Below are 25869 nucleotides of genomic sequence, written 5' to 3'. Positions count from 1 at the left end.
TGCGCCCCCAATGAAGCTCCTCGTACTGCTTTCCCGTTTCCCGTTTCCGCTCGATAAGGGCGACAAGCTGCGCGCCTATCACCAGTTGCGCCATTTGGCCCAGCAGCACACCGTGTGCCTGTTTGCCTTAACCGACGAGGACGTAACGCCCGAGGCTCACGCTGCCGTAGCGCCGCTGTGCGCCGGCGGCCTGCACGTTCACCGCCTGCGCAAACCCGGCATCGGCCTGAACATGAGCCTTGGCCTGTTAAAAGGGTGGCCATTTCAGGTAGGATACTTCTACGATGCCGCCGCCGCCCAAAAAGTAGCAGCCTTAGTTCAAGGTTTCGGCCCCGATGCGCTGTACTGCCAGCTGATCCGGATGGCTGAGTACGCCCGGCCATTCGCCCATCAGCTGCCCCTTACCCTCGATTACATGGATGTGTTTTCGACCGGCATGAAGCGGCGCGCCGGCAAGGCGCCCGCGTGGCAGCGCCCGGTGTTTGAGCTGGAAGCCCACCGTCTTAGGCAGTACGAGGCCGAGTGCTTTGCTTGGTTTCGGCACCACACCATCATTTCCGACCAGGACCGCCAGCTCATCGACCACGAAGACCGGCAACGCATTCAGGTAGTGCCCAACGGCATCGACACGGAGTATTTCCGGCCCGGTGCCGTGCCCGCCGACGAGCCGTTTGAACTGGTGTTTTGTGGCAATATGGCCTACCACCCCAACGTGGAGGCGGCAGAGTGGCTGGCTCAGGAAATTCTGCCCGCCGTGCAGGTGCAGCACCCGCAGGCCCGTTTGCTGCTGGCCGGTACCACGCCCGCGGCGCGCGTGCTGGCGCTGCAATCCGGGCACGTAAAAGTCAGCGGTTGGCTGCCCGATATTCGTACGGCTTACGCCTCGGCCCGGGTATTTGTGGCGCCTATGCGCACCGGCACCGGCCTGCAAAACAAGCTGCTGGAGGCCATGGCCATGGGCCGGCCCTGCGTGACCACGCCGCTGGCCAACAACGCCCTGCACGCCACGCCCGGGCAGCACGTGCTGGTGGGCCAGAACACCGCTGAGCTGGCGCAATACGTCACTGAGCTGCTAAACCACCCGGTAAACGCCGCCGGCCTAGGCCTGGGTGGGCGCGAGTTTGTGCGTGAACGGTACAATTGGGCGGCCTCCACGGAGCGGCTGGCGCAGCTTTTTCAGCATACCTGATGCCTCGGGGGCTGCCCCTCACTCTTTAGCTCTCCGACGGATGAAACTTCGCCTTGCCCTTATTTCATCAAACGGAGTAGGTTTATAGTACCACCGTTTGCGTGAACTGTAGTACCATTGCGGTTCTACTTCTTTGCCCCACATGCACCTGCTGGCTGAAAACGACGATGCCCTTCGCTTGGTAACGAGTTCGGAGACCCTGCTTGATGCGGTCGTGGAAGGCTTTGCCGTGCGCTATGAGGGCGACGGTTTGGTGGCGGAGGTAATCTTTCAGTTGCAGCACTCCAAGCGCTTGAACCGCCTTCTGTTGCGGTTTAAGCCCGTTAGCTCGTACGCGTTTGCCTACAGCAGCGAAGTCTTTTTTTACAACGTGGAGTCCTTCAAGTTTTTGCGGGTTAGCAACGGCTATTACCTCTCTTTAGACCCAGTGGATGAGCGCGACCAACCTGACGATTGCGACAACGACACCATCAGAGCCGAAGGGGTACAGGCCTACAACCTGACTAACTCGGAAGGAGACTAGCAGCATTTCGCCCCTTTGCGTGAACCGTTACCCTAGGCGCTTATTGACCTTACAAAGGTGCTCTACGGTCCAGTCTGAGTTCAAGAAACCCGTTCACTAATCAAAGTACATTTAATTCGGAAGGGAGATTAGTTTCGTGAACTCCGTGCAAGGGTGTTTCTGCGGCCGTTCTGTAGGGGTAAACCCCAACAGGTAGGCAGGTTCTCCGAGTAAGCGGAAGGAAGCTCTGGTGCTTTGCTATTGCGAGTCTTTGCGTCACTTCGATGTCCGCTTAGAACCTCTCCGAAAAACAGGTCATCCAAAAAAGACCGTCATGCTGAGCGAAGTCGAAGCATCTCTACCGCTTCGTTTAACGGCCCAAACGAAGCGGTAGAGATGTTTAGACAGGCGGACGCCAGGTCAAGTATTACCGCCAAATCATTTTTCGGATAAGTTCTTAGTAGGGGCAGAAGTCCCGCAGCCATGCCTCGTAATTCGGTACGTCTTCCAGCAGTAGCGAATTAGGCCGGTACGTCGGCGGTGATGGATTTTGCCAGTCTTCGGTGAAGTAGTATAACTGTTCATCGGGGCGGACAACAGTGCCTTGGGCCAGCAATTGGGCTATCAAAGCTGAGCTGGCCTCCTGTAGCGCAGTGCCCAGCGCGGTGTCGGTGTGCTGTGCATAGTAGCTGACCACGAAGTATGGATCGAATCCATCAACTCGCCCTTCTTCAAACCGTTCATCAAAGCCAAAATCGAAATCCACGGAACGTCCATCGGGAAGCGTTACCAAGCAACCGTAACCGTGAAACTCATAGTGTGCCCGGCCATCGGCATCTAGGCGTCCCCGGCGGGCAAGGGCCAGAATGGTAGTGCTGAAATCCTTGCGGCGCAACCAGCCAACTGCTTCTCGCACGGCGGCTTGGTACTTGCGGATGATGGCCACAAACTCCTCGGGACTGAAAGGCATGAGGCAAAGGTAGGAGCAAGGCTAATAAATCATCAACGATGACTCCCCACGATTCTGGGGCCGGTCCTGTAACTTCGCCCCACCGATGGCGGTTGTCAACGGAAAGTGCTTTCCACCAGCGGCTGGTCCCTGCCGGCCGCATTTCCCCGCAAGCCCTGCGCCCCGCTATGCTTGATTCCATTGAAGACGCCATTGCCGACATCCGGGCCGGCAAAGTAGTGGTTGTGGTCGACGACGAAGACCGCGAAAACGAAGGCGACTTTATTTGTGCCGCCCGGTGCGCCACGCCCGAAGTCATCAATTTTATGGCCACCCACGGCCGCGGCTTGGTATGCGCGCCTTTGCTCGAAGACCGCTGCGAAGAGCTGGGCCTGGAGCTGATGGTGGGCCGCAACACAGCGCTGCACGCCACGCCCTTCACGGTGTCGGTGGATTTGCTGAAAAACGGCGTTACCACTGGCATTTCGGCCTCCGACCGCTCCAAAACCATACTGGCCCTCATCGACCCCGATACCAAGCCGGAGGAGTTAGGCAAGCCGGGCCACATTTTCCCGCTGAAAGCCCGCAAGGAAGGCGTGTTGCGCCGCGCCGGCCACACCGAGGCGGCCGTGGACCTGGCCCGCCTGGCCGGGTTCGAGCCGGCCGGCGTGCTGGTGGAGATTCTGCGCGAAGACGGTGAAATGGCCCGCCTGCCCGAGCTGCGCGAAGTAGCCACCAAGTGGGGGCTGAAGCTGATTTCGGTACAAGACCTGATCAAGTACCGCCTCGAAAAGGAAAGCCTTATTCACCGTGATATTTCGGTGAAAATGCCCACCGAGTACGGCGACTTCGACCTGTACGCCTACACGCAACGCTCCACCAACGCCCAGCACCTGGCCCTAGTGAAAGGCGAGCTGATTCCCGGCGAGCCGGTACTCGTGCGCGTTCATTCCTCCTGCGTTACGGGCGATATTTTTGGCTCCTGCCGCTGCGACTGCGGCCCCCAGCTGCACCATGCCATGCAGCAGATTGAGCGCGAAGGCAAAGGCGTGCTCGTGTACATGAACCAGGAGGGCCGGGGCATTGGCCTGCTCAACAAGCTGAAAGCCTACAAGCTCCAGGAGCAAGGCCGCGACACCGTGGAGGCCAACCTGGAGCTGGGCTTTGGCATGGACGAGCGCGACTACGGCGTGGGGGCGCAAATCCTGCGCGACCTGGGCGTGTCTAAAATGCGTTTGCTCACCAACAACCCCCGCAAACGCACCGGCTTGATTGGTTACGGCTTGGAAATCGTGGAAACGGTGCCGATTGAAATGGAGCCAAACGAGCACAACCAACAATACCTGACCACCAAGCGCGACAAATTGGGACACACCATTTTGTCGCGGCGGCTGGCTACGCCGCTGCATACCGACGAAAATCAGCCGGCGAGCTAACAAGTGGTACGGCGGGCGCGTTTTCTGTGTAACTTATTAGTGCTATGAAAACGCCCCGCTTTTCCCCTTTTGCTTTGCTTCTCACTTGCATGCTCTCTGTTTATGAGGTGCAGGCACAGCGGGCCTTGGTGCAGGAGTTTACCGCTTCTACTGTGTTGCTCACTACCGGCGACACCCTGAACGGCCCGCTTACCCTGCACGCCGACCGCGACTTGCTGCTGGTAGTAATGCCCGATCAGTCAGTGCGTACGGTGTCGGCGGTGGCGGTGCGCGCGTTTGCGGTGCGGGGCGAGAAAACCACCCGCAACAGCGACTACTACAACTACTACGATTTTCAGGATGTGCGCCGGGGGTATTACTACGGCAGCCCCCTGTGGACCATGCCCCCGCCGCCACGCCAGCAACGCCGCGACACATCGTTGGTGCGGGTGTTTCGCACCCTGCGCTGGGACCGGGGCAATGACTATTCTGATTTTAAAGCCCCCGCGTTTTTCGAGCAGATCAGCAACGGCCCGGTAATGCTACTGCGCCGCGAAACGCTGGTGGAACGCCCTATTAACGCCAGCCCGCAGTTTGCCGGCGCCGCCGGTTTTCCATACGGCGGTTACGGCTTTCCCCGCGGGGTTACGGGCTACTACACCGACCTGCGTGACTCTTTTTTCCTGGGTACGCCGCAAGGCAACATCGTTGCCCTGCGTAACCCCAGGAAGGATTTGCTGGCCTACTTCAACAAGGAAGCCCGGCAGCTGGAGCGCTTCGCCAAGGAAAACAAGCTAAGCTTCACTACCGCCCGGGAACTGGCCTACCTGGTGAACTATGCCAATTCCCTGCGCGAAGCCGGCAATACCCAATAGGCTGCCGAAACCACGGAAACAGCGGTTGGCGGCCAGCTACAAGTCCCGGGTGCGCAGCAACACGTAGCTAAGCCCCCAAAATAGCGCCGTGTAGGCCAGTGCCACCGGCAGGGCCTGGCTGGGCAGCAATTCACCGCTGGCACCCACCATCTGCGTCAGCATTTCCTGGCCGGGGGTGGGCGTGAGGGCCCCTAGTACCTTGGTGGGCATGTACTGATCCACTGCGTCGGGCAGGAGCATGTAGCGAAGCAGGGGCTCCGCCACCCACACGTACAGCATGAAAAGCAGAATGGCCGGGCCGCTGCGCCGAATAAGCACGGCCAACAGGGCCGCCAGGCTCAGGAAGCCCAGCGTTTGTGCGGCGTAAAGCGCTACGCTGGGTAGCTGCGCCGTAACGCTGCCAGGCGCTGGCGTAGCACCCCTGGTAAGACCAAAATAGAGGCCTGTACCCACTACCAGCAGCACCCCAAATAACGTTAGCCCCACGGAAATAGCAAACTTGCCCAACAGTAAGTCGCCCACCGAGCGGCCGTCAATGATTTGCTGCCGGAAGGTGCGGAACTGAAACTCGTCGGTGAGCAGAATGATGAGCAGTATGCCCAGTATCAGGGTGAAATAGTGGGCCACATACGCTAGCCGCGGCCACAAGTCGGGGAAGGCGTAGAGCTTGTCGCCCATGCGCTGGCCGTTTACCGTGAACGAGCTACCAGCCGATACAAAGCCGGCAAACAGCACGGCAAAGAGCAGCAGCATAATCCAAACGGTGCGGTAGGGCAGCACTTTGCGTAGTTCGGTCGAAATCATCTTATCAGAATTAATAATTAGGAATTATTAATTATTGAGAGGAATTGGTCTTCTAAGCGGCGGTGCCTTAACTCCAGGTGCGCCAGCGTCAGACCTTGGGCAAACAGGGCCTGGTTAAGCGACGACGGCGTATGGCCTACGGCCAGCGCGCAGCTCACGCGGCCTTCGTTTTCGGGCCGCACGTCGTGCACAAACGGCAAGCTGCTGAGGGCGGCGCGCAACACATCGGCGGCGGTGCCGGGCGGCAGGCCCAGCACTATGCGGTCGGTGGTGCTCAGGATGCCGGATACGGGACCCGAAGCGCGCAGCTGCCCTTTGTGCAGCACCGCCACGTGGGTACAGACTTTCTCGATTTCATCGAGCAGGTGGCTGGCCATAACAATGGTGCGGCCCTCGGCGGCTACTCGTTTTACCAGCTCCCGCACGTCGGCAATACCTTGTGGGTCGAGGCCGTTGGTGGGCTCGTCAAGCACCAACACCTCCGGCTGCCCGAGCAGGGCCGCACCAATGGCCAGGCGCTGCTTCATGCCGAGCGAAAAGCCGCTCACGGCTTCGCGCTGGCGCTGGGCGAGGCCCACCGTTTCCAGAGCAGCCTCAATACTGCGGCTATCGGCTTGCTTTACATCGGCCACAATCTGCAGGTTCTGGCGGGCCGAGAGGTAGGGGTAGAAGTTCGGCGTTTCCAGTAGAGCCCCTATCCGCCGCCGGGTAGTAGCCACCGGCGGCCCACCAAACCAGCGCACCGTGCCACCGCTGGGCCGCAACACGCCCAGCGCCAGGCCCAGCGTTGTTGTTTTGCCCGAGCCATTTGGCCCCAGCAGTCCGTATACGCTGCCAGCCGGAATGCTTAGCGTAAGCTCGCGCAGCGCAGCCGTGCGGCCGTAGTTTTTAGAGAGGTTATCGAAGTCGAGTACAGACATCGGGACAATTTGCAAGGAGAGGGAGCTGGCGGCAAACGAAAGCTTTGCAGCAAAACCGAGTGCAGCTGGGATCAGCCATCAGCGGCCGGTAAGTTGCCTATTGTTCACCAATAAGCAGTTAGCCAGTAGGTACAGGTAACTTAGAAGGGCGGGAGTTACGGGCTATTCAATCGGCAAGGTGCCGCCATTCCAGCGTGCCACCGGGTATCGGCGGTACGTAGGCTCGTGGTATGGTGAGTGGCGAAATACCCACTCCAACTGCGCAGTGGCGTCTTTCGCAAAAGCCGGGTCAGACTTCTGCTTGGCTTCCAACTGCTGCCGCAGGTCCGGGCTCTGACGCAGCACGTCCGCGGCCAGGTCTTCGAACACATAATCGGAAAAGTGTTCTTTCTGCTGCAAAACGCTGTCGAAGAAGCCCCAGGCGAAAAAGGAATCGGGGCTTTGCGGCTCCAGGGTTTCCACAAGGTAGCGCACGGCTGGCTGATCGAGCGTCACCACATAGTCGCCGCGGTGAAATGCCCGCTGCTGCGGGGCCGTGCGCAGCTTCACCTGGCTGTGCAGGTAATGGCCCTCGTAGGGGCGGGGACTAGTCTGAAAGTCGTCGATGTACTGGCTTTCCACGCTGAGTGTGACGTCCTGCGAGAGGCGCTGCAGGCGTACGCCGTTCAGCCGCAGCCGCTCAATAACTTCTTCCCAAGCCTGCGGAATAAGGTAGGCGGCTGGCCGCTCCACGGTGAGAGCGGGACGGTACGTGTTGTAGTACTTCACAGGCCGCGTAAACGGAGCTTTCCGGTCGTAGTAAAGGCGCGGCAGGCCGCTGACCTCGCTAGGTCGGGTACGGCCTTCGTAACCGCGGAATTGCACCTCATCGGCCGCCGATTTGTCGAGCTTCCAGGTGAGCGGAAACGCGGTTTGGGTGAGTAGCTGGCGGTCGGCTTCGGCGCGGGCGGCACCCAGGGCATCGGCGTCGCGGTGCACGAACCGTATGAACTCGTCCAGCAGCGCGTACGTCGATTCTACGCGCGGCTTGAATGCCTTCAGCATGTGGGTTTCGGGCATGAACCCGATGGTGTTAAACAGGGCTGCGTAGCCGGTGGAGTAGCGCGGCGTTTCCAGAAAACCCACCAAGCCACTTTCGGGGGTCTGGCCTTCGAAGTCGACGTAGGGCACCATGGGCCACTTTCGCTTTTCCATTCCCTGGTACAGCGCGGGCAGCAGGCGCTGCTGCAGGTACTGGCTCAGGGCCGGGTGCAGCTTGTCTTTCTGCGTGGCAATGAGCGTCATGGTGTACTGATAGTCGGCGCCGTTCGAGGTATGGGTTTCCACGAACACCTCGGGCCGCCAGCGCTGAAACAGCTGCGCGAACGAGCGGGCGTTGCGCGAGTTCTGCTTGATGTAGTCGCGGTTGAGGTCGTAGTTGCGGGCGTTGCCGCGGAAACCGTAGTCGCGCGGGCCGTTCTGATTCACGCGGGTGGTGCTGTTGCGGTTCAGCATGCCGTCCACGTTGTATACCGGCACCACCACCAAGGTCACGTTTGAGAGTTGGGCGCGTAGGTCTTTCTTCTGCACGTAGTCGCGCACCAGCATCATCGATGCGTCGATGCCTTCCGGCTCGCCGGGGTGAATGCCGTTCTGAATAAACACCACGCGCCGGTTTTTCTGCCGCACCGAAGCCGGGTCCGCGTCCCCGTCGAGCGACACCACCACCTCGTGCAGGGGCTGGCCGCTGTCGGTGCTGCCGGCCTCGCGCATGGTTATTTCGGGGTAAGCCGCGTCGAGCCGCTGGTAAAACTGAATGCATTCGGCGTAAGTAGCCGTGGTGTTGCCGTCGCCGCGCTCAAAGGGCGTGCGCCAGTCGGGCTTGGCGGGGTCGGCGGGGAGAAGGGCGGCAGCGAGGAGCATGGCAACGAGCATGGGCGATACGGTAAGCGTGGTAAAGATAGGCGCAGGTTTGGGTGAGCCTAAACAAGCCGTTTTCCCGCTTTCGACTGTAGAATTCCACAGACAGTTCACAGGGTAAAACCAAACCAGGCAGGCCCGCCAAAAAGCAGAATGCCCCGGCTACCGGGCCGGGGCATTTAGAACTTGAAGGAAAGCTAATCTTAATACAGCCGCCGCCGGGGCGGAAACAAGACCTGATCGACGCTGAAACGGCCCGGACCAATAAACGCCAGCGCCAGAAACAACACCGCCGACTCTACGGCGTGGGAGTAGCCCCCAAACCCGTCGCCGGCTCCGATGTGCGATATGGCCGCGACAATCATGGTAAGCAGCAAGGCTACGCAGGCCCAGCGGAAAAACAGGCCCAGCAGCAGTAATTGGCCGCCAATGGTTTCGCTAACGGCGGCCATAAAGCCCCAGAACGTAGGGGCGAACTGAATGCCCAGGTACTTCATTTCCCCGCCCAGGCCCAGCCACTTTTCGGGCCCACCCATTAGCTTTGGGTAGCCGTGCAGTACGAACATAATGCCCAAGCCCAGCCGCAGCAGCAGCAGACCCAAATCGGCGGTGCGGTAGCGGTTTTCCAGCAAGGGCATGAGGGGCGAAAGCGGCAAAAGGTGATGCAGATTTGAGAAGGTGGCTGCCAAAGTACATAACTGCAGCCGTATTAACACGCGCTGGGCTATTTCTTTAGCGGAAAAGTAATACCCCAATTATTCGTGTGCCCGGCGGAACATCGTCTTTCAGCAGCGGCCGCCCCGTGGGTTGCGGAATTCCGGTCGGGTCCAGTATCCACGACATGCTCACGCTTTCCGAAACGGCAATCAGGCCCGCGTCGGCTTGCTCCACCGTTTGAATGCCATACGCCTGCCGCGCCTCGCCGAAAGTGCTGCCCACGCCAATACCACCCTTACCGGTTCGGTAGCGCGGGTCGCGTACCTCAATGCGCCAGATCCGCAGGCCCGGCCGTCCGGCCAGGTCTTCGGCCAGCTCCAGAATTACGGGCGGGGCGTCGGGGTACTGGGGGTTGCGCAGCTCGTAAGCCGGGTACTCAATACCTTCCGATTCGCGGGTAATGCGCTTGAGCCGGTCGGCCGGTACTTTCTGGCGCAGCTGCTCTTCGGTCATGTTCAGCCGAATGAATTCGGTGCCCAGAAAGCCCCGGCCCAGCGTGTAATAGGCCTTCTCGGCTGCCGAAACCGCGGGCGTAACGGCCGTAGCCGGAGCCGGTTGGGGAACGGGCGGAGTAGGTGCGGTGCTGATGTTGGGCGTGGCAGCTTCGGAAGCGGGGCGTTGATTAGGCTCGCAGGCCGAAGTAAGGAGCAGGGCAGCGGCGAAGGCCGGCAGGAGGGGCAGACGGCGGAATTTTTCCATGGCGCAAACCTACGCAAGGCAGCGGTTCGGGTTTACAAGAACCGCTGCGGTACCGTAGTACCCGGCCACCGTGCGTGGTGTAGTCACAGCCGATGGCCTCGCAATGGCGCCGGGGCGGCTACCTTTGCGGCAAGCAGTGCCCACCCAAAACCTCATTAGTCGTGTCGAAACAACCTTCTCAACCGCTGATTTTGATTTCTAATGACGACAGTATCCATTCGGCCGGTATTGCCACGCTGGTACGTGTAATGCAACGCCTTGGTGAGGTGGTGGTGGTGGCGCCCAACTCGCCGCAGTCGGGCATGGGGCATGCCATTACCCTGGGCGAGCCGCTGCGCCTCGACCACAGCCGCCGCTTCGAGGGCGTGGAGGCTTACGAGTGCTCCGGCACGCCTGCCGACTGCGTGAAAGTGGCCAAGCACCACGTGCTGAAGGACCGGCCCGCCGATTTGGTCGTGTCGGGCGTTAATCACGGCTCGAACTCGTCGGTGAACGTGCTGTACTCGGGCACTATGTCGGCGGCCATCGAAGCCGCCATCGAAGGCATGCCGGCTATTGGTTTCTCGCTGTGTGACTACGCCTCCGACGCCGATTTTTCGCACGCCGAGCCCTGGATCGAGCACATTGCGCGTCAAGCCCTGGCTAACGGCATACCGGCGGGTACGGCCCTGAACGTGAACATTCCCAAGAAGTCCGACGACCCCATTGCCGGTATCCGGCTCTGCCGCCAGGCCCGCGCCAAGTGGCAGGAGGAATTCGACATGCGCCACGACCCATACAAGCGTCCGTACTACTGGCTCATGGGCAATTTCGTGAACCTCGACCACGGCGACGACACCGACGAATGGGCCCTGGCGCACAACTTCATCAGCATTGTGCCCTGCCAATACGACCTCACGGCCTATCATGGCCTGCCCCACATGAACCAAAGTTGGGAGCTGCAGCTGCCCGGCCAGCCAGCCCCGGCCGTGCCCACCAAGCCGCACCCCGTAGGGCCGGAAAACTATGGTCCCGCCAATCCAAACGGCTAAACCGAAGCCAGTGTCTCACAAGGCCCAAGTGCCCCGGCTACAACCGGGGCGCTTGTTGTTTATGGCCGAGTCGGCCCGCTGTGGATCTGTTACGTGCAACGGCTCTTATCTTGGGCCCACTGTTCTCGTTTCCCGTCTCACTGTTACTCTGGATTTTCATGCAGTTTTTTCGTTTCCTGTTGCTGATGTTGGGTTTAACTGCCGTTATCGGCAGCGCTCAGGCCCAGCAAGTGTACGCCGGGCACGACCCGCTGGCGCACACGTTTTCCATAGTGGCCCGCGACCCTAAAACCGGCGACATGGCCGTAGCCGTGCAAAGCCACTGGTTTTCGGTAGGCACGGCCGTAAGCTGGGGCGAAGCCGGCGTGGGCGTTGTGGCCACGCAGTCGTTTACCAATAAATCGTTTGGCATGCGCGGCCTGGCACTGCTTAAAAGCGGCAAAACCGCCCAGCAGGCCCTCGACGAGCTACTAGCCACCGACGAAGGCCGCGACGTGCGCCAGGTAGCCATTGTGGATGCCAAAGGTGGGGTGGCTACTCATACCGGTAAAAAGTGTGTGGACATGGCCGGCCATCAGCAAGGTGCCCAGTACTCGGTGCAAGCCAACATGATGCTGAATGCCACCGTGTGGCCTGCCATGGCTAAGGCTTACGAGCAAAGTGCCGCCCTGCCGCTGGCCGAGCGCGTGCTGGCTGCCCTCGACGCCGCCGAAGCCGCTGGCGGCGACATTCGCGGCCGGCAATCAGCCGCCTTGCTGGTGGTGCGCGGCAAAGCCAGCGAGCAGCCCTGGGACGACCGTATTGTGGACCTGCGGGTAGAGGATAACCCCGCGCCGCTCAAGGAGCTGCGCCGTTTGCTGCGGTTGCAGCGCGCCTACGACCACATGAACGCCGGCGACCTGGCCGTGGAGAAAAACGACATGCCCAGCGCCGTACGCGAGTATGAGGCCGCCGAGAAAATGTTTCCCGACAACCTGGAAATGCGCTACTGGCACGCCATTACCCTGGCTAACAAAGGCCAACTGCCGGCGGCCCTGAAACTGCTACAGCCCATCTTCAAGCAGGAGCCCAACTGGCGCACCCTCACCCAGCGTTTGCCCAAAGTGGGCCTGCTCACGGTGTCGGAAGCCGAGCTCAAGCAGATTATGGCGCTGAAATGATGCAGCCTTGGCCGTGGGGGCGTGTCTTCCTGTCTGTTTAACCGCTGATTTTCTCTTTTATGATCGTTCCGTTTCGTGCGTTGCTGCTGAGCTTGTCGGTATTGCTCGGCGCATGTTCCACCTCAAAGCCAACCGCAAGCGGGCCCACTGCGCTAACCGTTTACGTAGTGCGCCACGCCGAAAAAGACACCAGCGTCGACCCCAAAGACCCACCGCTTACCGCCGCCGGTACCCAACGTGCGCTGGCCCTGCGCGACTCGCTGCTGCGCACACCAGTGGTAGCCGTTTACTCAACCGATACCAAGCGCACCCGCATGACGGGGCAGCCGCTGGCCGAAGCGAAGAAGCTCACCGTGGCCTCGTATGACCCGAAACCGACCGGACTGGCAGAGCTTGCCAAGCTAATTCGGGCGCAGCCGCGTGGCAAAGCAGTGGTGGTAGTGGGCCACTCGAATACGGTGCTTGAAACCGTGGAGGCGCTGGGAGCCCCGCGCCCCGTGCCGGCCGTAGGCGACGAGGAGTACAGCTACCTGTTTGAGGTAACCATTCCGGCCAACGACGCCCCGGCTACCGCCCGCGCCCGGCGCTACGGAGCCCAGTAATTGTACTTCATCGGCACTCCGACTTGGGGTCGGGTGCAAACCAAGCCAACCCGTTTTACCTTGCATGAGCCTGCCATTTGGGCCAAGGCTCTAACTCTGTACCGCACATGCTCTTTTCGTTTCGCCGCGCTGTAGTAGCCGGCTTCTGCGCGTTGCTTGGCACCCAGTCCGCCCATGCGCAAACCGCTGCCGAATTCAAATCTGACTCCGTTAACATCAGAAAAATTTACGACGAGGCCCTGCTGCGTGGGCAGAGCTACGAGAACCTCCGCTACCTCTGCACCCGCATTGGCGCACGGCTCAGCGGTTCGCCCCAGGCCGACCAGGCCGTGCAATGGGGCAAGCAAACCATGGAAAAACTGGGCTTCGACCGCGTGTACCTGCAGGAGGTAATGGTGCCTCACTGGGTGCGCGGGGCCAAAGAAAAAGCCAGTGTGAAGTCCAAGAAGGTGGGGAAGGCCCCAACTATGAATATCTGCGCCCTGGGCGGGTCGGTGGCTACCGGCGGTAAGCTGAAAGCCGGTGTGGTGGAAGTGCGCAGCTGGGACGAACTGGCCAAGCTTTCCGACGCGCAGGTGAAGGGCAAGTTCGTGTTCTTCAACCGCCCCTTCGACGACCGGCACATCGAGCCTGGCGCCGCTTACAGCGGCGCCGTAGACCAGCGCGGGCGCGGGGCCATTGAAGCCGCCAAGCGCGGTGCCGTGGGGGCCTTGGTGCGTTCCATGACCAGTTCGCGCGACGATTTGCCGCATACCGGCACCATGCGCTACGACGAAAAAGTAACGAAGGTGCCCAGCGCCGCGCTCAGCACCAATTCGGCCGATTGGTTGAGCCAGGCCCTGAAAACCGACCCTAATCTGGAATTCGAGCTGGAAATGGCCTGCCAAACCCTACCCGACGTTAAATCCTATAACGTGGTGGGCGAAGTGAAAGGCTCGAAGCGCCCCGAGGAAATCATTACGGTGGGCGGCCATCTGGATTCCTGGGATTTGGCCCAGGGCGCCCACGACGACGGCACTGGCTGCGTGCAAAGCATTGAGGCGCTGCGCCTGCTGCTGGCTTCGGGCCTGCGGCCCGAGCGCACCGTACGGGCCGTGCTGTTCATGAACGAAGAAAACGGCAACCGCGGCGGCATGAAATACGCCGAGCTGGCCAAAGCCGCCGGCGAAAAGCACCTGGCCGCCATCGAGTCGGACGGGGGCGGGTTTACGCCGCGCGGCTTTGGGGTAGAGGCGCCGCTGCCCGTGGTGCAAAACGTGCAAAAGTGGGCCCCGCTGCTGGCGCCGTACCACTCTGATAAAATTGGCCCTGGCCACGGCGGCACCGATATCGGCCCGCTGAAAGATCAAGCCGTGGCACTCATTGGCTACGACGGCGACTCGCAGCGTTACTTCGATCTGCACCACACCGCCGCCGACAACTTCGACCAGGTACACCGCCGCGAGCTGGAATTGGGCGGTGCTTCCATGGCATCGTTGATTTACCTGCTAAGCAAGTACGGGCTATAACCCGCACCTGAACCGTAACCCACTCACCGGCGGAATGCGTTAGGAAAGGCTGTGACTGAAACAGCCGATTCCCTGCGCATTCCGCCGTCGTTGTATCTGGTGGCCTTGTTACCGCCCGAGCCGGTTTTTTCGGCGGTTTGGGCCATGAAGCAGGAGATACACGAGCGTACGGGTAGCCGAAACGCCGTGCGTCTGCCGCCGCACATTACGCTCATTCCGCCGCTCCGCTTGCGGGCTTCGGAGTTCGAGCCACTGGCCTTGCCCGCCCTGGCCGCGTTTGCCGCTGGGCAACACCCGTTTCGCGTGGGCCTGCACGATTTTGCCTGGTTTGGCCACCGCACGCTGTTCGTGCACGTTTCCGACGACAGCGCACTGCAGACGTTTCACCGGACGCTTACCGCGTGGTGCCGGCAGCATTTGCCCGCCGTGCCGCGCGAAAAACGCGCCTTCACGGCCCACATGACGCTGGCCACCCGGGACCTGCCGCCCGATCAGGTGCCCGCCCTGAAGCTGGAATTTGCACAGCGTAGTTTCCAGGCCCAGTTTGAGGTCGGCAGTTTTGCGTTGTTTCGGCATAACGGCCGGCAGTGGGAGGCCATTGCCGAATTTCACTTGGGAAGCGGAGCAGCAGGATTGTAGGTGCTAATTGAAAAGCCCCGTTGCACACTGCAGCGGGGCTTTTATTACTTCAAAAACAAGCAGTCGAGCTAACGTAAACCGGAGCGGAATTTAGTTTTGCTCCAGCAGCTGAAACAGTTCATCGAGCTTGGGCGTGAGAATAATCTCGGTGCGGCGGTTCATCTGTTTATTGGCGGGCGTGGTGTTTGCCGCTACCGGCAGGGTTTCGCCACGGCCCGAAGGCGTGACCTGCGCCGCTCCCAAGCCCGATTCGGTAAGAATGCGGGTAATTTCGGTGGCGCGCAGTACGCTCAGGTCCCAGTTGTCGCGCATGCCGGCCGTGCCCCGGGCAATAGGCACATTATCGGTGTGGCCTTCCACTACCACGTTCACGTCCTGGTTCCCTTTTAGGGCAGCGGCCAGCTTCCGAAGTGCATCCTGGCCTTTGGGGTCTACTTTCGTCGAGCCCGATTTGAACAAGAGCTGCTCCGAAAGCGACACGTACACCTTGCCGTTTTTTAGATTCACTTGCAGATCCTGGGCGTTAAAACCGAGCAGAGCATCGGCCACACGCTGCCGCAGGGCTTTTACGGCCCGGTCTTTCTCGTCGAGCTTGCGCTGCAAATCGGCCAGGCGCTGCTCGCGGTCCTGCAGGTTGGCCGAAAGCTGCGAGTTCTGTTGCTCGGCGCCGGTTAGGCTTTGGTTTAGCTGGTTTACCTGCTGGCTGCGCGACACCAAACGTTGCCGCAGCTCTTCTTCGGTACGTTGTTTCTCTTGTTCAAGCGCGGTTTTCTCGGCCTGCAGCTGCTCCTTTGACTTGGTTAAGTCGCTGTATTGGGTTTGCAGGGCGGTGTATTTTTTCTGGGAGACGCAGCTCGGTAGCACCACTGCGCTTAGCAGGGCGGCGGCCACGGGCAGGGCATTTAAAACGAAAGTTTTCATGTGAATAGGGTAGGGCTCGGCAACAGGAAACCGATGCGGGGCGTACGAGGCAAGCTGCGGAGGAGTTTACCCAGTGTTTGTGCCGCGCACGTTGCAAGCAGCGTTGCGGTATCCGCCCGGCCGCCGTACCTTGCTCCCTGCCCATATTCCCTGCTGCACCCGCCCCGCGTGATTCGATTACTACTTTGGTTGAACTGCCTTTTAGGGTTGATTACGTGTTCGTTATCGGTTGGTGCGGCGCCGCTGACCGAGCCGTGTTGGGTAGTGCTTCGCAACAAGGCTGGCGTACGGTTTAACCCCCGGACTTACTTTTCCGCTCCTGCGCTGGCGCGTCGCCAACGTCAGCACTTGCCCCAGATCGACAGCACCGATTTTCCGCTTCGGGCCGATTATTTGGCGCAGGTGCAAGCGCATTCCGACACCGTACTGTTTGCCAGCCGCTGGTTTAATGCCGTGGCTTGCCGGGCCACGCCAGCCCAGCAGGCCGCGCTGAAACGCCTGCCCGGTGTGCGCAGCGTAGAGCCGCTGGAAACTGCTCGAATGGTGCCGGCCCGGCGCAATCCGGTCCGTCCGTCCGAAAGCGAGCCGCTCACCGCCGAAGAGCGGCAGCTGGCTCGCCGGCAGATCAGCACCCTCGGTGCCGAGGCACTGCAGCAAGCCCAACTCAACGGGCGGGGCCTGCGCATTGCCGTGCTCGACGTTGGTTTTACCGGTACCGATGCGCACCCCGCTTTTGCGCACCTGCGCCGCCAGAAACGCATAGTAGCCACCCACGATTTCGTGCGGAATAAGCCGGATGTGTACCACGGCGGGGCGCACGGCACCGAAGTACTATCGTGCCTGGCCGGGGTACTGCCCGATGGGCAGCCCCTGGGACTGGCAACCGATGCCGAATACCTTCTGGCCCGTACCGAACGGTTGCACCGCGAGCTGTATTCAGAAGAACTAAACTGGCTGGCCGCTGCTGAATGGGCCGACCGCCTCGGCGCCGACATCCTCAACTCGTCGTTGGGGTATACCGACCGGCGCTATTTCAGGGAGCAAATGAACGGGCGTACCAGTTTAGTGGCGCGGGCGGCTAACATGGCGGCCCGCAAAGGCATGCTAGTGGTGTGCGCCGCCGGCAACGACGGCGACGACCCGCATTGGCGCCTGATCGGTACTCCCGCCGACGCTGACTCAGTGCTGGCCGTGGGTGCCCTCGACCCCGATTCCTTTTTGGCTACCGAATTCAGCTCCTGTGGCCCGGCGGCCGGGGGGCGGCGCAAGCCCAACGTGGCGGCTTTTGGGGTGGTAGTGGTAGCCAATCCGAACGGGGGTTACAGTCGCCTGGAAGGCACTTCGTTTGCCAGTCCGTTGGTGGCCGGCTTAGCCGCTTGCGTGTGGCAGCAAGATCGTACGCTTTCCAGCATGCGTCTCTTCAAGCGGTTAGAAGGCGCCGGCGAGCTGTTTCCCTATTTCGATTACGCGCATGGCTTCGGCATGCCCATGGCCGTCCGCCTGCTTCGCCCCGGCACACTTGCTACGCCCAACTTCGATTTTGTAAGCACCTCCGATGTGGTGCAAGTGGTGCTGCGAACCACTGCGCTGCCGCAAAAGCCGCTCCCGCTGTACCTCGATTCGCTCGTTTCTGCGGGCGGTGTGTTGGCCGGTCCAGCTCCAGCTCATGAATCGGCCCGCGTGGGCCGCGATGAGCCAACCGCGCTACCCGCCCCCGCCAACGTGGCGGCCGCACCAAAGCCACTCTCTGGCACGGACTACGCCTACTGGCACATTGCCGATACCCGAGGGCGGATACGTCGCTACCAAGTGCTGCATATTGTCCAGCGGGCCGTACTACGCTTGCCCTTAACCGAGCTGGCTTCTGGCGACGTGCTTCGGGTGCACATAGCCGGCTACACCGCCGAATACACCAAGCCCTGATGCGCTTTTTCTTGATAAAGCTAGCCGGAACCGTACTGTGGTTAAGTGGTACGCCTGCTGTGGCCCAAACCGTGTTACTCAATGGCAACGTGGCCGCCGACACGGCCCGCCAGACTTTCGGCCCGAACCGCCGCCTGTTTCGGCACTTGTACGTGGGCTACACGGCTGTTATCGGCCCCAGCCCGGACGGGGCGCCGGTACGCTACGGCGTTTCGGGCACCGTGCTTGTCGGGCTGCGCCACAAGTTGCGGCTTACGCAAAGCCTGGCCGTAGGGGCCGATGTTCGCTACGCCCGCCACACGTACGCGCTGCGCCAAACCCAGCAGAAAGTGCTGCCATCGGCGGCGCTGCACCACCGCGAGTCGTTGGTTTGGCAACGGGCCGAAAGCGAAGTGTGGCTGCGTTTGAATGCCGGCCGCCGCGGAAACGCCATCGGCAACTACCTGGATGTAGCGGGCTGGGGCGGTTGGGTTATGGGAACCGCACACCACACCGACGACCGCCCCGGTAGCGGCCCCGCCCGGCGGGTGCTTACAACCGAACGTGGCCTCCGCTACCTCAACCGGTGGGCGTACGGGGCGGGTGCCCGGCTGGGTGCGGGCCGGTACGCCGTGCAAACGCGCTACCGCTTTTCCGATGTTTTTGCGTCTAACTCACTCTACCCCGAACTGCCGCGCTGGGAAGCCGGGTTGGAAATCGGGCTTTTTTAAGCTATTTGCCAGCAAAAGAGCGCAACCGCACCTGCGTAGCTACGTACGGCCAACAGAAGTCCATTGGTACGAAAATAGCGGCTGCCTGCTGTCCGGGCTAATGCCCTTCTTTTTTGTGCTGCGCCGCACCCGGACTGCCGAACCTCCACTTTTATGAGACAATATCTTTTCCCTTTTGCTTTTGTTGCTCTGCTGGCTCAGTCGTCGTGTGTTACCACCGACCGGGAAGTAGGCTCTTCCAATAACGCCGACAAGCTTTACACGCCCAAGCCCGAAGCCAGCCGCGCCCGCATGAATAGCAACACGGTGTTGCGCACCGTTAAAGCCCAGCATGCTTTTTCTGACCCCCGCGCCAAAGACAACTTTGTGCTCCTGTTACAGGGAACCCGCGTGACCGATGCCAATGCCCGTTTTCTCATCATTTCGGCCAAAGGCGACACCCTGCGAAACGAGGTAATGCCCGCATCGGTCCTTATCGACGAGCGCGCCATGCAGGACGATCCGCAGGCTGGTAGCGTGCGGGCCCGGGAAATTGCCATTCTGCAAGGCATGAACAAGTTTTTTGCTGAAGACAAGTTCGACTCGCCGGCTATTCCCAAGAACGTTACATCTGCTCCCGAAGGCGCCGACCCGGAGGGTTGGGCGGCCGTGCGTTCCGACAACCGTGCCATTGGATTCGACTATACCGATGCCTCGGGCCGGGAGAAGCGCATTGCGTTTGCCAAAAAACTAAACAAAGCCGTGGTAATTGCCGAGTAAGCTTCGGCAGCTACCTACGCGAAACGGCCCGTTCCACCTCGGTTGTGGAACGGGCCGTTGTTTGTATTCCCAGCGCGAAACGGGGCGCCTAGGTGGTACGTAGCCAGCCAATTTGGCCGGTTGCGTTGCGCACCAGCCGGTAGCCACTCCACTCGCCCAGCACAGCCACGCGGCCGTTGGCCGGTACCGTATCGAGGGGCGCGGCAGTGGCGGTGGGGTGGCTGAGCAAATCGGCAGCGGCTGGCAGGGCTTCACGGCGCAGCGCTTCGGTGGAAACTACGCTGGCCGGAACATAGCCCAACTGCCCCGACGGGGACTGAACGCGGAGCCAGTCGGCCGTGGCCCCCACCACGAGCAGGGGCGTATGCCTGGGCAAGCCAGGTGTTTTTCTGGCGGGTTTGGCCGCCGCAGGCACGGTGCGTAAAACCGTTCGGCTATCGGTCAGGCGCACCCACTGGCCCAGGCGTTCCGGCGAAGTGCGCGGCGCGGCTGGCTCTTTATCCGCGTTGCGTACTGACGGAAACGGGTCGATGGCTCCGTAGCCGCCGCGGTAAATGCCAAAGTGCAAATGTGGCGGGGTAGAGCGGGCGTTGCCCGTATTGCCCACTAAGCCTAGGGTGTCACCTGTTTTCACAATCTGGCCCGCTTGCACGAGTTGCTTGTCGAGGTGGGCGTAATAAAGGTGCTGGCCGTGGGTGGCATCGGCCAGCCACACCACCAGGCCGCCGCGGGGCGTTTCGCCCACGCGGGTAATCATGCCCGGCGCTGCGGCTACCACGGGCGTGCCGCGCTTGGCAAAAATATCAATGCCTTCGTGACGGCGGGCACCGTTGTCGCGGTCGGCACCCCAAAACGAGCCGGCTGCGGCGTCGCTCTTGCCTTTCACCGGAAATGCCAAAGATGGGCTGCGCTGGATGCGCACGGTAAAACGACCCGAACGCAGCAGCTCCGGCTGCACCCGCAAAACATGCTGCCGGTCGTCTTCGGCCACGTAGCTAAAGGCCCGGGAGGCCGTATCGGCCGAAGCCACGGGGCGCAGGCGGTTGTCGTCGGGGCTCAGCTCAAAGGCATCCACGAAAACGTGCACATCGGTGGAGGCCGGTTCCACGGTAAGCGCAATGTTAATTTTCTCGCCCGCCCGCACGGCATAGCGGTAGGAGGCCGCCATGGCCTGATCGGCGCGGAACAAACCGGTTTCGCGGAAGGGCAACGTTACCACCAGTGAATCCTGTAGGGCGCGGTCCGCCGCGGCTAGCCAGTCGCGGCCCAGGGCCGTTTGGTCGAGGCGGCTTTGGCGCAAGCGGTGGGAGTAGGTTTCGTGCGGGGTGCGTTTCTGGTTGAAGATGCCCTGCAGGGTTTGTTGCTTCCCGCAGGAGAGCAGGAGCATGGAGAACAGGAACAGGGGCCAGAGCCGGTATAAGGTCCGGGGCGTCGTTGTTGGTAGGCGCATGAACGTCAAACACCTTACGTTGGGAGAGGGTTCGGGCTACATCAGGATGCGCCGAAGGAATTTACTTGGTGATACATGCTGCAACGCGCGGGTAGGGTCGGCGCTTCGGGCGTTACCCTGCGGCCCGTAAGCGGTATTATTGCGGCTTCATCGTTTCCACTTGTTGCAGGTATGTTCTCTGCGGTTCGCATTACTTCCATTCGAAAAAGCAGAGGGTATTCCCAGGAGCTTCTAGCGGAGCAATCGGGCGTGAGTCTGCGCACTATTCAACGCGTGGAACAAGGCGAAACCGTACCCCGTGGGCATACGCTACAAGCATTGGCTGCGGCGCTGGGCGTAACGCTGGAGGACTTTCGGGTTGAAGTTGCCCCCGTGAAGGAAGTTTCATCCGGGCTTGAATCCGTAGATTTTGCTGCGGTACCCACGCCGCAGCCACCGCGCTTTACGGTTGCATTAACACCAGCGCAGGAGCCACAAACCGTATTGCTGCCTGAACCAGCCAAGCGCCCCGATCCGCATTTTCTGCAGCTACTTAACCTAAGCGCGCTGAGCTTTCTGGTGCTGCCCTTTCTCAACATTGTAGTTCCCCTGCTCATGTGGCGGGCTCACCGGCACGACGTCGAGCATGCAAACGAATTAGGCCGCCGGGTGCTGGGGTTTCAGATTCTGTGGCAGGTGGGGTGTTTCTTTGCTTACCTGCTGCTGGTGCTGGGGCATTGGGTGGCGGCGCGGTATTTCAATGCCGTGGTGCCCGGTACGTACCTGGGCGTGTTTGTTCTCTCTTACCTCGTTAATGTGCTTACCGTAGGCTACTACGCGGTGCGTTTGCGCGGTGGCGACCTGCGCGTGTACCCAATACGGCTTTAAGCAGTAGTCTATATATCAGTGTATTGAAAAGAATGGCGTGACAATGGCGGCAAAATGACGCAGGGGCGAGTTGCCGAAGCCGGTAGGTTTGCTTCATCAAACAGGCAAATCATTTCCCGTCATGAAGACCCTCCGCAAAATCGTGTTGTTCGTGCTGGCACTGCTCGTAGCGGGCAGCGTTGGTGGCTATTTTTACGCTCGCAAAAAGTTTGAAGCGCCGGCCAATCAGTTAACCGTAGCTGGGTTGCCGACCAACTTTTCTTTCGAGTGGGAGGCTAATAACGCTGTTCAGCCGGCGGTGGCGCACGCCGCCCAATTGGTGCCGGTACAAATTCCCGGTTGTTCCCGCACGTGCTTTTTGCAATTCGACACGGGCGCGCCGTACACCCTGCTCTACGCGCCCTCCATTGCTGCCCTTCGGGCCCGTTACCCCGCCACCAGGGCAATGCTGCAAGCACCGGCCGATACTGTTCACAACTTCCGCTTTGCCCTGGGCCAGGCTCAGGTTCGCGTTAGCAGGTTGCCGGTGCTCAATTTCGGTGCCCGGGAAATACCGGCCGACTCCACCAAGCCTTTCGTTATTGGTACCCTCGGAACCGATGTGCTGGAAGGGCGGGTGCTGCTGATCGATTACGCTAGCCGCCGCCTTACTCTGAGCAACAAGGTGCCCGACGACCTGGCCCGCCGAACCGATTTCGTGCCCTTAACCTTTGAAAGCCGGCGGGTAATGTTTGAGGCTAATCTGCAGAACGAAGCCCGAAACCTGCTTTTCGACTCCGGTACCAGCGCCTACGCGCTGATAACCAGCCAAAACAACTGGAAAACCCTGATTCAGCCCCAGGCGCCGGTGCATACCCAGGCCGTTAATTCCTGGGGCAAAACCCTGACTTCCTATACCGCGCCCACTGCTGCGGCTATGCACCTGGGAGCTGCCAAAATTCCGTTGGGCACGGTTACGTACATCGAGGGCATGAACCTGTTCCAGAGTCTTATGATGCGTTTCTCTGGCTTGGGCGGCATGCTGGGCAACGAGGTGTTTGCCGGGCGCACCGTAATTCTGGATGTAGCGGGTGGGCGCTTCGGCGTAGTGCGGAAGTAGGGGGCGTAACCCGCGTGCGGTTGCCGGGAGGGCCGTTACCTTTGCGCGGCTGCCCTCAACCGCTCCGCCCATGAAACTCATCGAGTGCCCCCGCGACGCCATGCAAGGCTGGCCGGATTTTATTCCGACTGCCACCAAAACTGCCTACCTCAATCAGCTCTTGCGCGTGGGCTTTCACACGCTTGATTTCGGCTCATTCGTGTCGCCGAAAGCCATACCGCAGCTCCGCGACACCGCCGAAGTGTTGGCGGGCCTCGATCTGACCAGCACCAACACCAAGCTGCTGGCCATTGTGGCCAACCTGCGCGGCGCCGAAACGGCCGTGGCTTACCCCGAAATTCAGTACCTGGGCTTCCCGCTGTCGGTATCGGAAACTTTTCAGCAGCGCAACACCAACAAGAGCATTGCCGAGGCACTGCAGGAAGTGGCGCAAATGCAGAACCTCTGCGAGCAGCGCGGCAAGCAACTGGTGGTGTACCTGTCCATGGGCTTCGGAAACCCCTACGGCGACCCGTGGAACCCCGCCGTATTAGGCGAGTTTACCCGCAAGCTCGATGAGCTGGGCGTGCGCATCGTGGCCCTGTCCGATACCATAGGCGCTTCCACCCCCGAAACCATCATTCCGCCATTCCGCGAGCTTACGGCGGCTTTCCCGCACATCGAGTTCGGTGCCCACTTGCATACCACGCCCACCAGCTGGCGCGAAAAAGTGGAGGCCGCCTATTCTGCCGGCTGCCGCCGTTTCGATGGCGCCCTGGGCGGCATTGGCGGTTGCCCCATGGCCGCCGACGAACTGACCGGCAACATGGCCACCGAAAACCTGGTGCGGTATTTTGCCGAGCAGGGCGTGCCCACCGGCCTAAATTCGGCGGCACTGGCCGAGGTACAACAGATGAGCCAGCAGGTATTTGCGGGGCATTAAGCGGCGGTAAAACTGCCTGAGCAAAGCCCGGTGGCAGTTTTTCGTGGTTGGTCCAACCGTTTGAATGTTTCCTGCCCTTCAGAGCCGAATACTCTTAACTACGCTTTTAATTATGCCCGCCGCCCTCGTTGACCTTTTCATTCCCTGCTTTGTCGATCAGCTGTTTCCCACCACCGCCATGAACATGGTGAAGGTGCTGGAATCCGTGGGTTGCCAGGTTAATTATAACCCCAATCAAACCTGCTGCGGCCAGCCGGCTTACAACGCCGGCTACCGCCAGGAAAGCCAGTGCGTGGCCGAGAAATTCCTCACCGATTTTGCCGGGCCGGCTGAGCGTTACGTGGTGGCGCCTTCGGCCTCCTGCGTAGGCATGGTGCGCAACAGTTACCAGGAGTTACTCACCGATTCCAGCCGCAAAGCCGAGTTTCCGGCCCTGCAGCGCCGGGTGTTCGAGTTTACCGAATTCCTCGTCGACGTGCTGGGCATCGACCAGATTCCCGGCGCCAAGCTGGAAGGTACCTACACCTACCACGACGCCTGTTCCGCACTGCGCGAGTGTCACATCCGTGAAGAGCCGCGCCGTTTACTCGACTCGGTAGCCGGCTTAGAGCGCCTGGAAATGGCTGAAACCGAAACTTGCTGCGGATTCGGTGGCACTTTCGCCGTCAAGTTTGAGCCGATTTCGGTGGCCATGGCTCAGCAGAAAGTGGAACATGCGTTAGCCACTGGCGCCCAATACCTTATCAGTACCGATACCAGCTGCCTGATGCACCTGGACGCGTACATTCGGAAGGAAGGCAAGCCGCTGAAGACACTCCATGTGGCCGATGTGCTGGCTAGTGGGTGGTAAACGGGACCTTGTTTTAACCATCGGTACGTGTTTGTCTTACAGATCCTCGCCCGCCATATTAAGTCCAGCTTCGCACTTGCGTTGTACGCATTGTGGTGGGCTTATGTAATCCGGTGGTTCTCGACGGGTGCAGCTGCTTACCCAAATTCATGTGGGGCGGCAAACGGGGCATTGGTAGTACTAACATTTTTGATTACAACCGTTTTTGCCTTGGTTCTGGTAATCTTAATGGTAACAGCTAAGGGACAGAAACGCATAGACTACACGCTGTTCTTAGGAATTCTTCTTGCCCCCTTCATTTTCTGTCTCGGTCGAACGATATTAGGTGGCTAACCTATTTCCCGCATACAAAAACGCCCGTCATACCGAAGTAGATGACGGGCGTTTTTTTAGCTAGGGACTTGTCTTAGCCAGACACTTGTTGCGCACGGGCTTATATCAGCTTACGAATGCGCTGCTGCAGGCTCTCCGAGGCTTCTACCAGCGGTAGCCGCACGGCGTTCGAACACACGCTTTGTACTTCCAAAGCGGCTTTCACGCCCACCGGGTTGCTTTCCTCGTACATGAGCGGGTTCAGCGGCAGCAACTCAAACAGTTTCTCGGTGGCCGTGGCGAAGTCGCCGGCCAAAGCAGCGCGGGTCATGTCGGTGAAAGGACGCGGGAAAGCGTTGGCTAGTACCGAAATAACTCCTACTGCCCCAAAGGAAATCATGGAGGTGGTAAGTACATCTTCGCCCGAAATGAGCAGGAAATCATCCGATTTCAACGAAGCTATTTGCATGCACTGCTCCAGGTTGCCGCTGGCTTCTTTGATGCCGATAATGTTCGAATGCTGGGCCAGGCGAATCGTAGTGTCGGCAGTAAGGTTTGAAGCGGTACGGCCGGGTACGTTGTAAAGGATGATGGGTACCGGCGAGGCATCGGCCAAACGCTCGTAATGAGCGATAATGCCGCGCTGCGAGGGTTTGTTGTAGTACGGCGAGGCCGACAGAATGGCGGCCACGCCTTCCAGGTCGGTGCTGCGGATGGTGCGTTCCACGGCGGCCGTATCGTTGCCACCGATGCCGAACACGAGCGGAACGCGGCCGGCCACGTGCTCTTTGGCCACGCGTAGGATTTCGGCTTTTTCCTCGGTCGAAGTAGTCGGCGACTCGGCCGTGGTGCCGTTTATCACGATGTATTCCACCCCGCCCTCGATGACAAAATCGAGCAGGCGGCGCAGGGCGGCGTAATCAACGGAAAAATCGGAGGGGGAGAAGGGCGTAACCAGCGCTACGCCGGTGCCGTGAAAAAGGGGAAGGGGCGAATCAGCCACGGGGAGGTTATGGGAAAAAGGAGAAAACCAAGTTTGTGCGGCAGACGCAGAAACCGTTGCTTTGTAGGAAGAACCGGTCGTGCGAAGGTAACACCGCGCCCGGCTTTGGTTGGTTTTTGGGCTTGATTTTCTCGTTTTGCCGCC

Annotated in this window: 25 protein-coding genes; 16 read left to right on the top strand and 9 right to left on the bottom strand. The window is 60.4% G+C overall.

Annotated elements, in window-relative coordinates; genetic code table 11:
* The first annotated feature begins 10 nt into the window (after positions 1 to 10).
* A complete protein-coding gene (locus tag ABD903_RS16195; protein ID WP_345225998.1) occupies positions 11 to 1189 on the top strand; it encodes a glycosyltransferase in 1179 nt (392 codons plus the stop codon).
* Between the two features lie 142 nt (positions 1190 to 1331).
* The gene (locus tag ABD903_RS16190; RefSeq protein WP_345225996.1) at positions 1332 to 1712 is read left to right on the top strand and encodes a hypothetical protein; all 381 of its coding nucleotides are present in this window, start codon (positions 1332 to 1334) and stop codon (positions 1710 to 1712) included.
* Positions 1713 to 2148: 436 nt separating this feature from the next.
* Here the strand turns inward: ABD903_RS16190 and ABD903_RS16185 are convergent, their stop codons facing one another.
* Positions 2149 to 2661 carry a DUF6896 domain-containing protein gene (locus tag ABD903_RS16185; protein WP_345225995.1) on the bottom strand — a complete coding sequence of 171 codons (513 nt, stop codon included), beginning with the start codon at positions 2659 to 2661 and terminating at the stop codon, positions 2149 to 2151.
* Between the two features lie 167 nt (positions 2662 to 2828).
* On the opposite strand from ABD903_RS16185, the gene ABD903_RS16180 reads away from it, so the two are divergent.
* Both ABD903_RS16180 and ABD903_RS16175 read left to right on the top strand, forming a co-directional pair.
* Entirely contained in the window at positions 2829 to 4076 is a 1248-nt protein-coding gene (locus ABD903_RS16180) for a bifunctional 3,4-dihydroxy-2-butanone-4-phosphate synthase/GTP cyclohydrolase II (RefSeq protein ID WP_345225993.1), read from the top strand.
* A gap of 89 nt (positions 4077 to 4165) precedes the next feature.
* Complete coding sequence (locus ABD903_RS16175) at positions 4166 to 4930, top strand: hypothetical protein (protein WP_345225991.1); 765 nt, start codon at positions 4166 to 4168, stop codon at positions 4928 to 4930.
* Between the two features lie 36 nt (positions 4931 to 4966).
* On the opposite strand, the gene ABD903_RS16170 is transcribed toward ABD903_RS16175, so the two are convergent.
* From ABD903_RS16170 to ABD903_RS16150, 5 genes are all read right to left on the bottom strand, one after another.
* A complete protein-coding gene (locus ABD903_RS16170; RefSeq protein WP_345225989.1) occupies positions 4967 to 5734 on the bottom strand; it encodes an ABC transporter permease in 768 nt (255 codons plus the stop codon).
* A 17-nt stretch (positions 5735 to 5751) separates the two neighbouring features.
* Positions 5752 to 6654: an ABC transporter ATP-binding protein gene (locus ABD903_RS16165; RefSeq protein ID WP_345225988.1), complete on the bottom strand. Its 903-nt coding sequence runs from the start codon at positions 6652 to 6654 to the stop codon at positions 5752 to 5754.
* A 162-nt stretch (positions 6655 to 6816) separates the two neighbouring features.
* Positions 6817 to 8556, bottom strand: coding sequence for a M14 family metallopeptidase (locus ABD903_RS16160; protein ID WP_345225986.1), 1740 nt, complete (start codon positions 8554 to 8556; stop codon positions 6817 to 6819).
* 200 nt (positions 8557 to 8756) lie between these two features.
* Positions 8757 to 9209 (bottom strand): DoxX family protein, encoded by a 453-nt coding sequence (locus ABD903_RS16155; protein WP_345225984.1) that lies wholly within the window; start codon positions 9207 to 9209, stop codon positions 8757 to 8759.
* A 76-nt stretch (positions 9210 to 9285) separates the two neighbouring features.
* Complete coding sequence (locus tag ABD903_RS16150; protein WP_345225983.1) at positions 9286 to 9969, bottom strand: hypothetical protein; 684 nt, start codon at positions 9967 to 9969, stop codon at positions 9286 to 9288.
* Positions 9970 to 10160: 191 nt separating this feature from the next.
* On the opposite strand from ABD903_RS16150, the gene surE reads away from it, so the two are divergent.
* The 5 genes from surE (at position 10161) to ABD903_RS16125 (ending at position 14909) form a co-directional block, all read left to right on the top strand.
* Entirely contained in the window at positions 10161 to 11000 is an 840-nt protein-coding gene (gene surE / locus ABD903_RS16145) for a 5'/3'-nucleotidase SurE (protein ID WP_345225981.1), read from the top strand.
* A gap of 158 nt (positions 11001 to 11158) precedes the next feature.
* A complete protein-coding gene (locus ABD903_RS16140) occupies positions 11159 to 12160 on the top strand; it encodes a DUF1028 domain-containing protein (RefSeq protein WP_345225978.1) in 1002 nt (333 codons plus the stop codon).
* 59 nt (positions 12161 to 12219) lie between these two features.
* The gene (locus ABD903_RS16135) at positions 12220 to 12762 is read left to right on the top strand and encodes a histidine phosphatase family protein (RefSeq protein ID WP_345225976.1); all 543 of its coding nucleotides are present in this window, start codon (positions 12220 to 12222) and stop codon (positions 12760 to 12762) included.
* A gap of 107 nt (positions 12763 to 12869) precedes the next feature.
* The gene (locus ABD903_RS16130) at positions 12870 to 14270 is read left to right on the top strand and encodes a M20/M25/M40 family metallo-hydrolase (RefSeq protein WP_345225974.1); all 1401 of its coding nucleotides are present in this window, start codon (positions 12870 to 12872) and stop codon (positions 14268 to 14270) included.
* Between the two features lie 51 nt (positions 14271 to 14321).
* Entirely contained in the window at positions 14322 to 14909 is a 588-nt protein-coding gene (locus ABD903_RS16125; protein WP_345225972.1) for a 2'-5' RNA ligase family protein, read from the top strand.
* 90 nt (positions 14910 to 14999) lie between these two features.
* Here ABD903_RS16125 and ABD903_RS16120 read toward each other — a convergent pair whose 3' ends face one another.
* Positions 15000 to 15830 (bottom strand): OmpA/MotB family protein, encoded by an 831-nt coding sequence (locus ABD903_RS16120; protein ID WP_345225970.1) that lies wholly within the window; start codon positions 15828 to 15830, stop codon positions 15000 to 15002.
* A gap of 348 nt (positions 15831 to 16178) precedes the next feature.
* Here ABD903_RS16120 and ABD903_RS16115 point away from each other — a divergent pair, with 348 nt between their 5' ends.
* From ABD903_RS16115 to ABD903_RS16105, 3 genes are all read left to right on the top strand, one after another.
* On the top strand, positions 16179 to 17753 hold the full coding sequence (locus tag ABD903_RS16115; protein WP_345225969.1) for a S8 family serine peptidase: 1575 nt from the start codon (positions 16179 to 16181) through the stop codon (positions 17751 to 17753).
* Positions 17753 to 18463, top strand: coding sequence for a hypothetical protein (locus tag ABD903_RS16110; RefSeq protein ID WP_345225967.1), 711 nt, complete (start codon positions 17753 to 17755; stop codon positions 18461 to 18463). Before ABD903_RS16115 ends, ABD903_RS16110 begins: the two co-directional genes overlap by 1 nt.
* A gap of 153 nt (positions 18464 to 18616) precedes the next feature.
* A complete protein-coding gene (locus ABD903_RS16105; RefSeq protein WP_345225965.1) occupies positions 18617 to 19222 on the top strand; it encodes a hypothetical protein in 606 nt (201 codons plus the stop codon).
* Positions 19223 to 19310: 88 nt separating this feature from the next.
* Here ABD903_RS16105 and ABD903_RS16100 read toward each other — a convergent pair whose 3' ends face one another.
* Entirely contained in the window at positions 19311 to 20609 is a 1299-nt protein-coding gene (locus ABD903_RS16100) for a peptidoglycan DD-metalloendopeptidase family protein (protein WP_345225963.1), read from the bottom strand.
* Positions 20610 to 20843: 234 nt separating this feature from the next.
* Between ABD903_RS16100 and ABD903_RS16095 the strand changes: the two genes are divergently transcribed.
* From ABD903_RS16095 to ABD903_RS16080, 4 genes are all read left to right on the top strand, one after another.
* A complete protein-coding gene (locus ABD903_RS16095; protein ID WP_345225961.1) occupies positions 20844 to 21539 on the top strand; it encodes a helix-turn-helix domain-containing protein in 696 nt (231 codons plus the stop codon).
* A gap of 121 nt (positions 21540 to 21660) precedes the next feature.
* Positions 21661 to 22638, top strand: a complete 978-nt coding sequence (locus tag ABD903_RS16090; protein WP_345225959.1) for a hypothetical protein — start codon at positions 21661 to 21663, stop codon at positions 22636 to 22638.
* Between the two features lie 70 nt (positions 22639 to 22708).
* Positions 22709 to 23560 carry a hydroxymethylglutaryl-CoA lyase gene (locus ABD903_RS16085; protein WP_345225958.1) on the top strand — a complete coding sequence of 284 codons (852 nt, stop codon included), beginning with the start codon at positions 22709 to 22711 and terminating at the stop codon, positions 23558 to 23560.
* Positions 23561 to 23672: 112 nt separating this feature from the next.
* Complete coding sequence (locus ABD903_RS16080; RefSeq protein ID WP_345225956.1) at positions 23673 to 24410, top strand: (Fe-S)-binding protein; 738 nt, start codon at positions 23673 to 23675, stop codon at positions 24408 to 24410.
* Positions 24411 to 24843: 433 nt separating this feature from the next.
* On the opposite strand, the gene dapA is transcribed toward ABD903_RS16080, so the two are convergent.
* Positions 24844 to 25725 (bottom strand): 4-hydroxy-tetrahydrodipicolinate synthase, encoded by an 882-nt coding sequence (gene dapA, locus ABD903_RS16075; RefSeq protein WP_345225954.1) that lies wholly within the window; start codon positions 25723 to 25725, stop codon positions 24844 to 24846.
* Positions 25726 to 25869: the final 144 nt, after the last annotated feature.

The organism is Hymenobacter koreensis (assembly GCF_039541855.1).
In the GTDB taxonomy this organism is placed as follows: Bacteria; Bacteroidota; Bacteroidia; order Cytophagales; family Hymenobacteraceae; genus Solirubrum; species Solirubrum koreensis.
The sequence above is the reverse complement of the archived record's forward strand: the minus strand, read 5'-3'. Positions and strand labels throughout refer to the sequence as shown.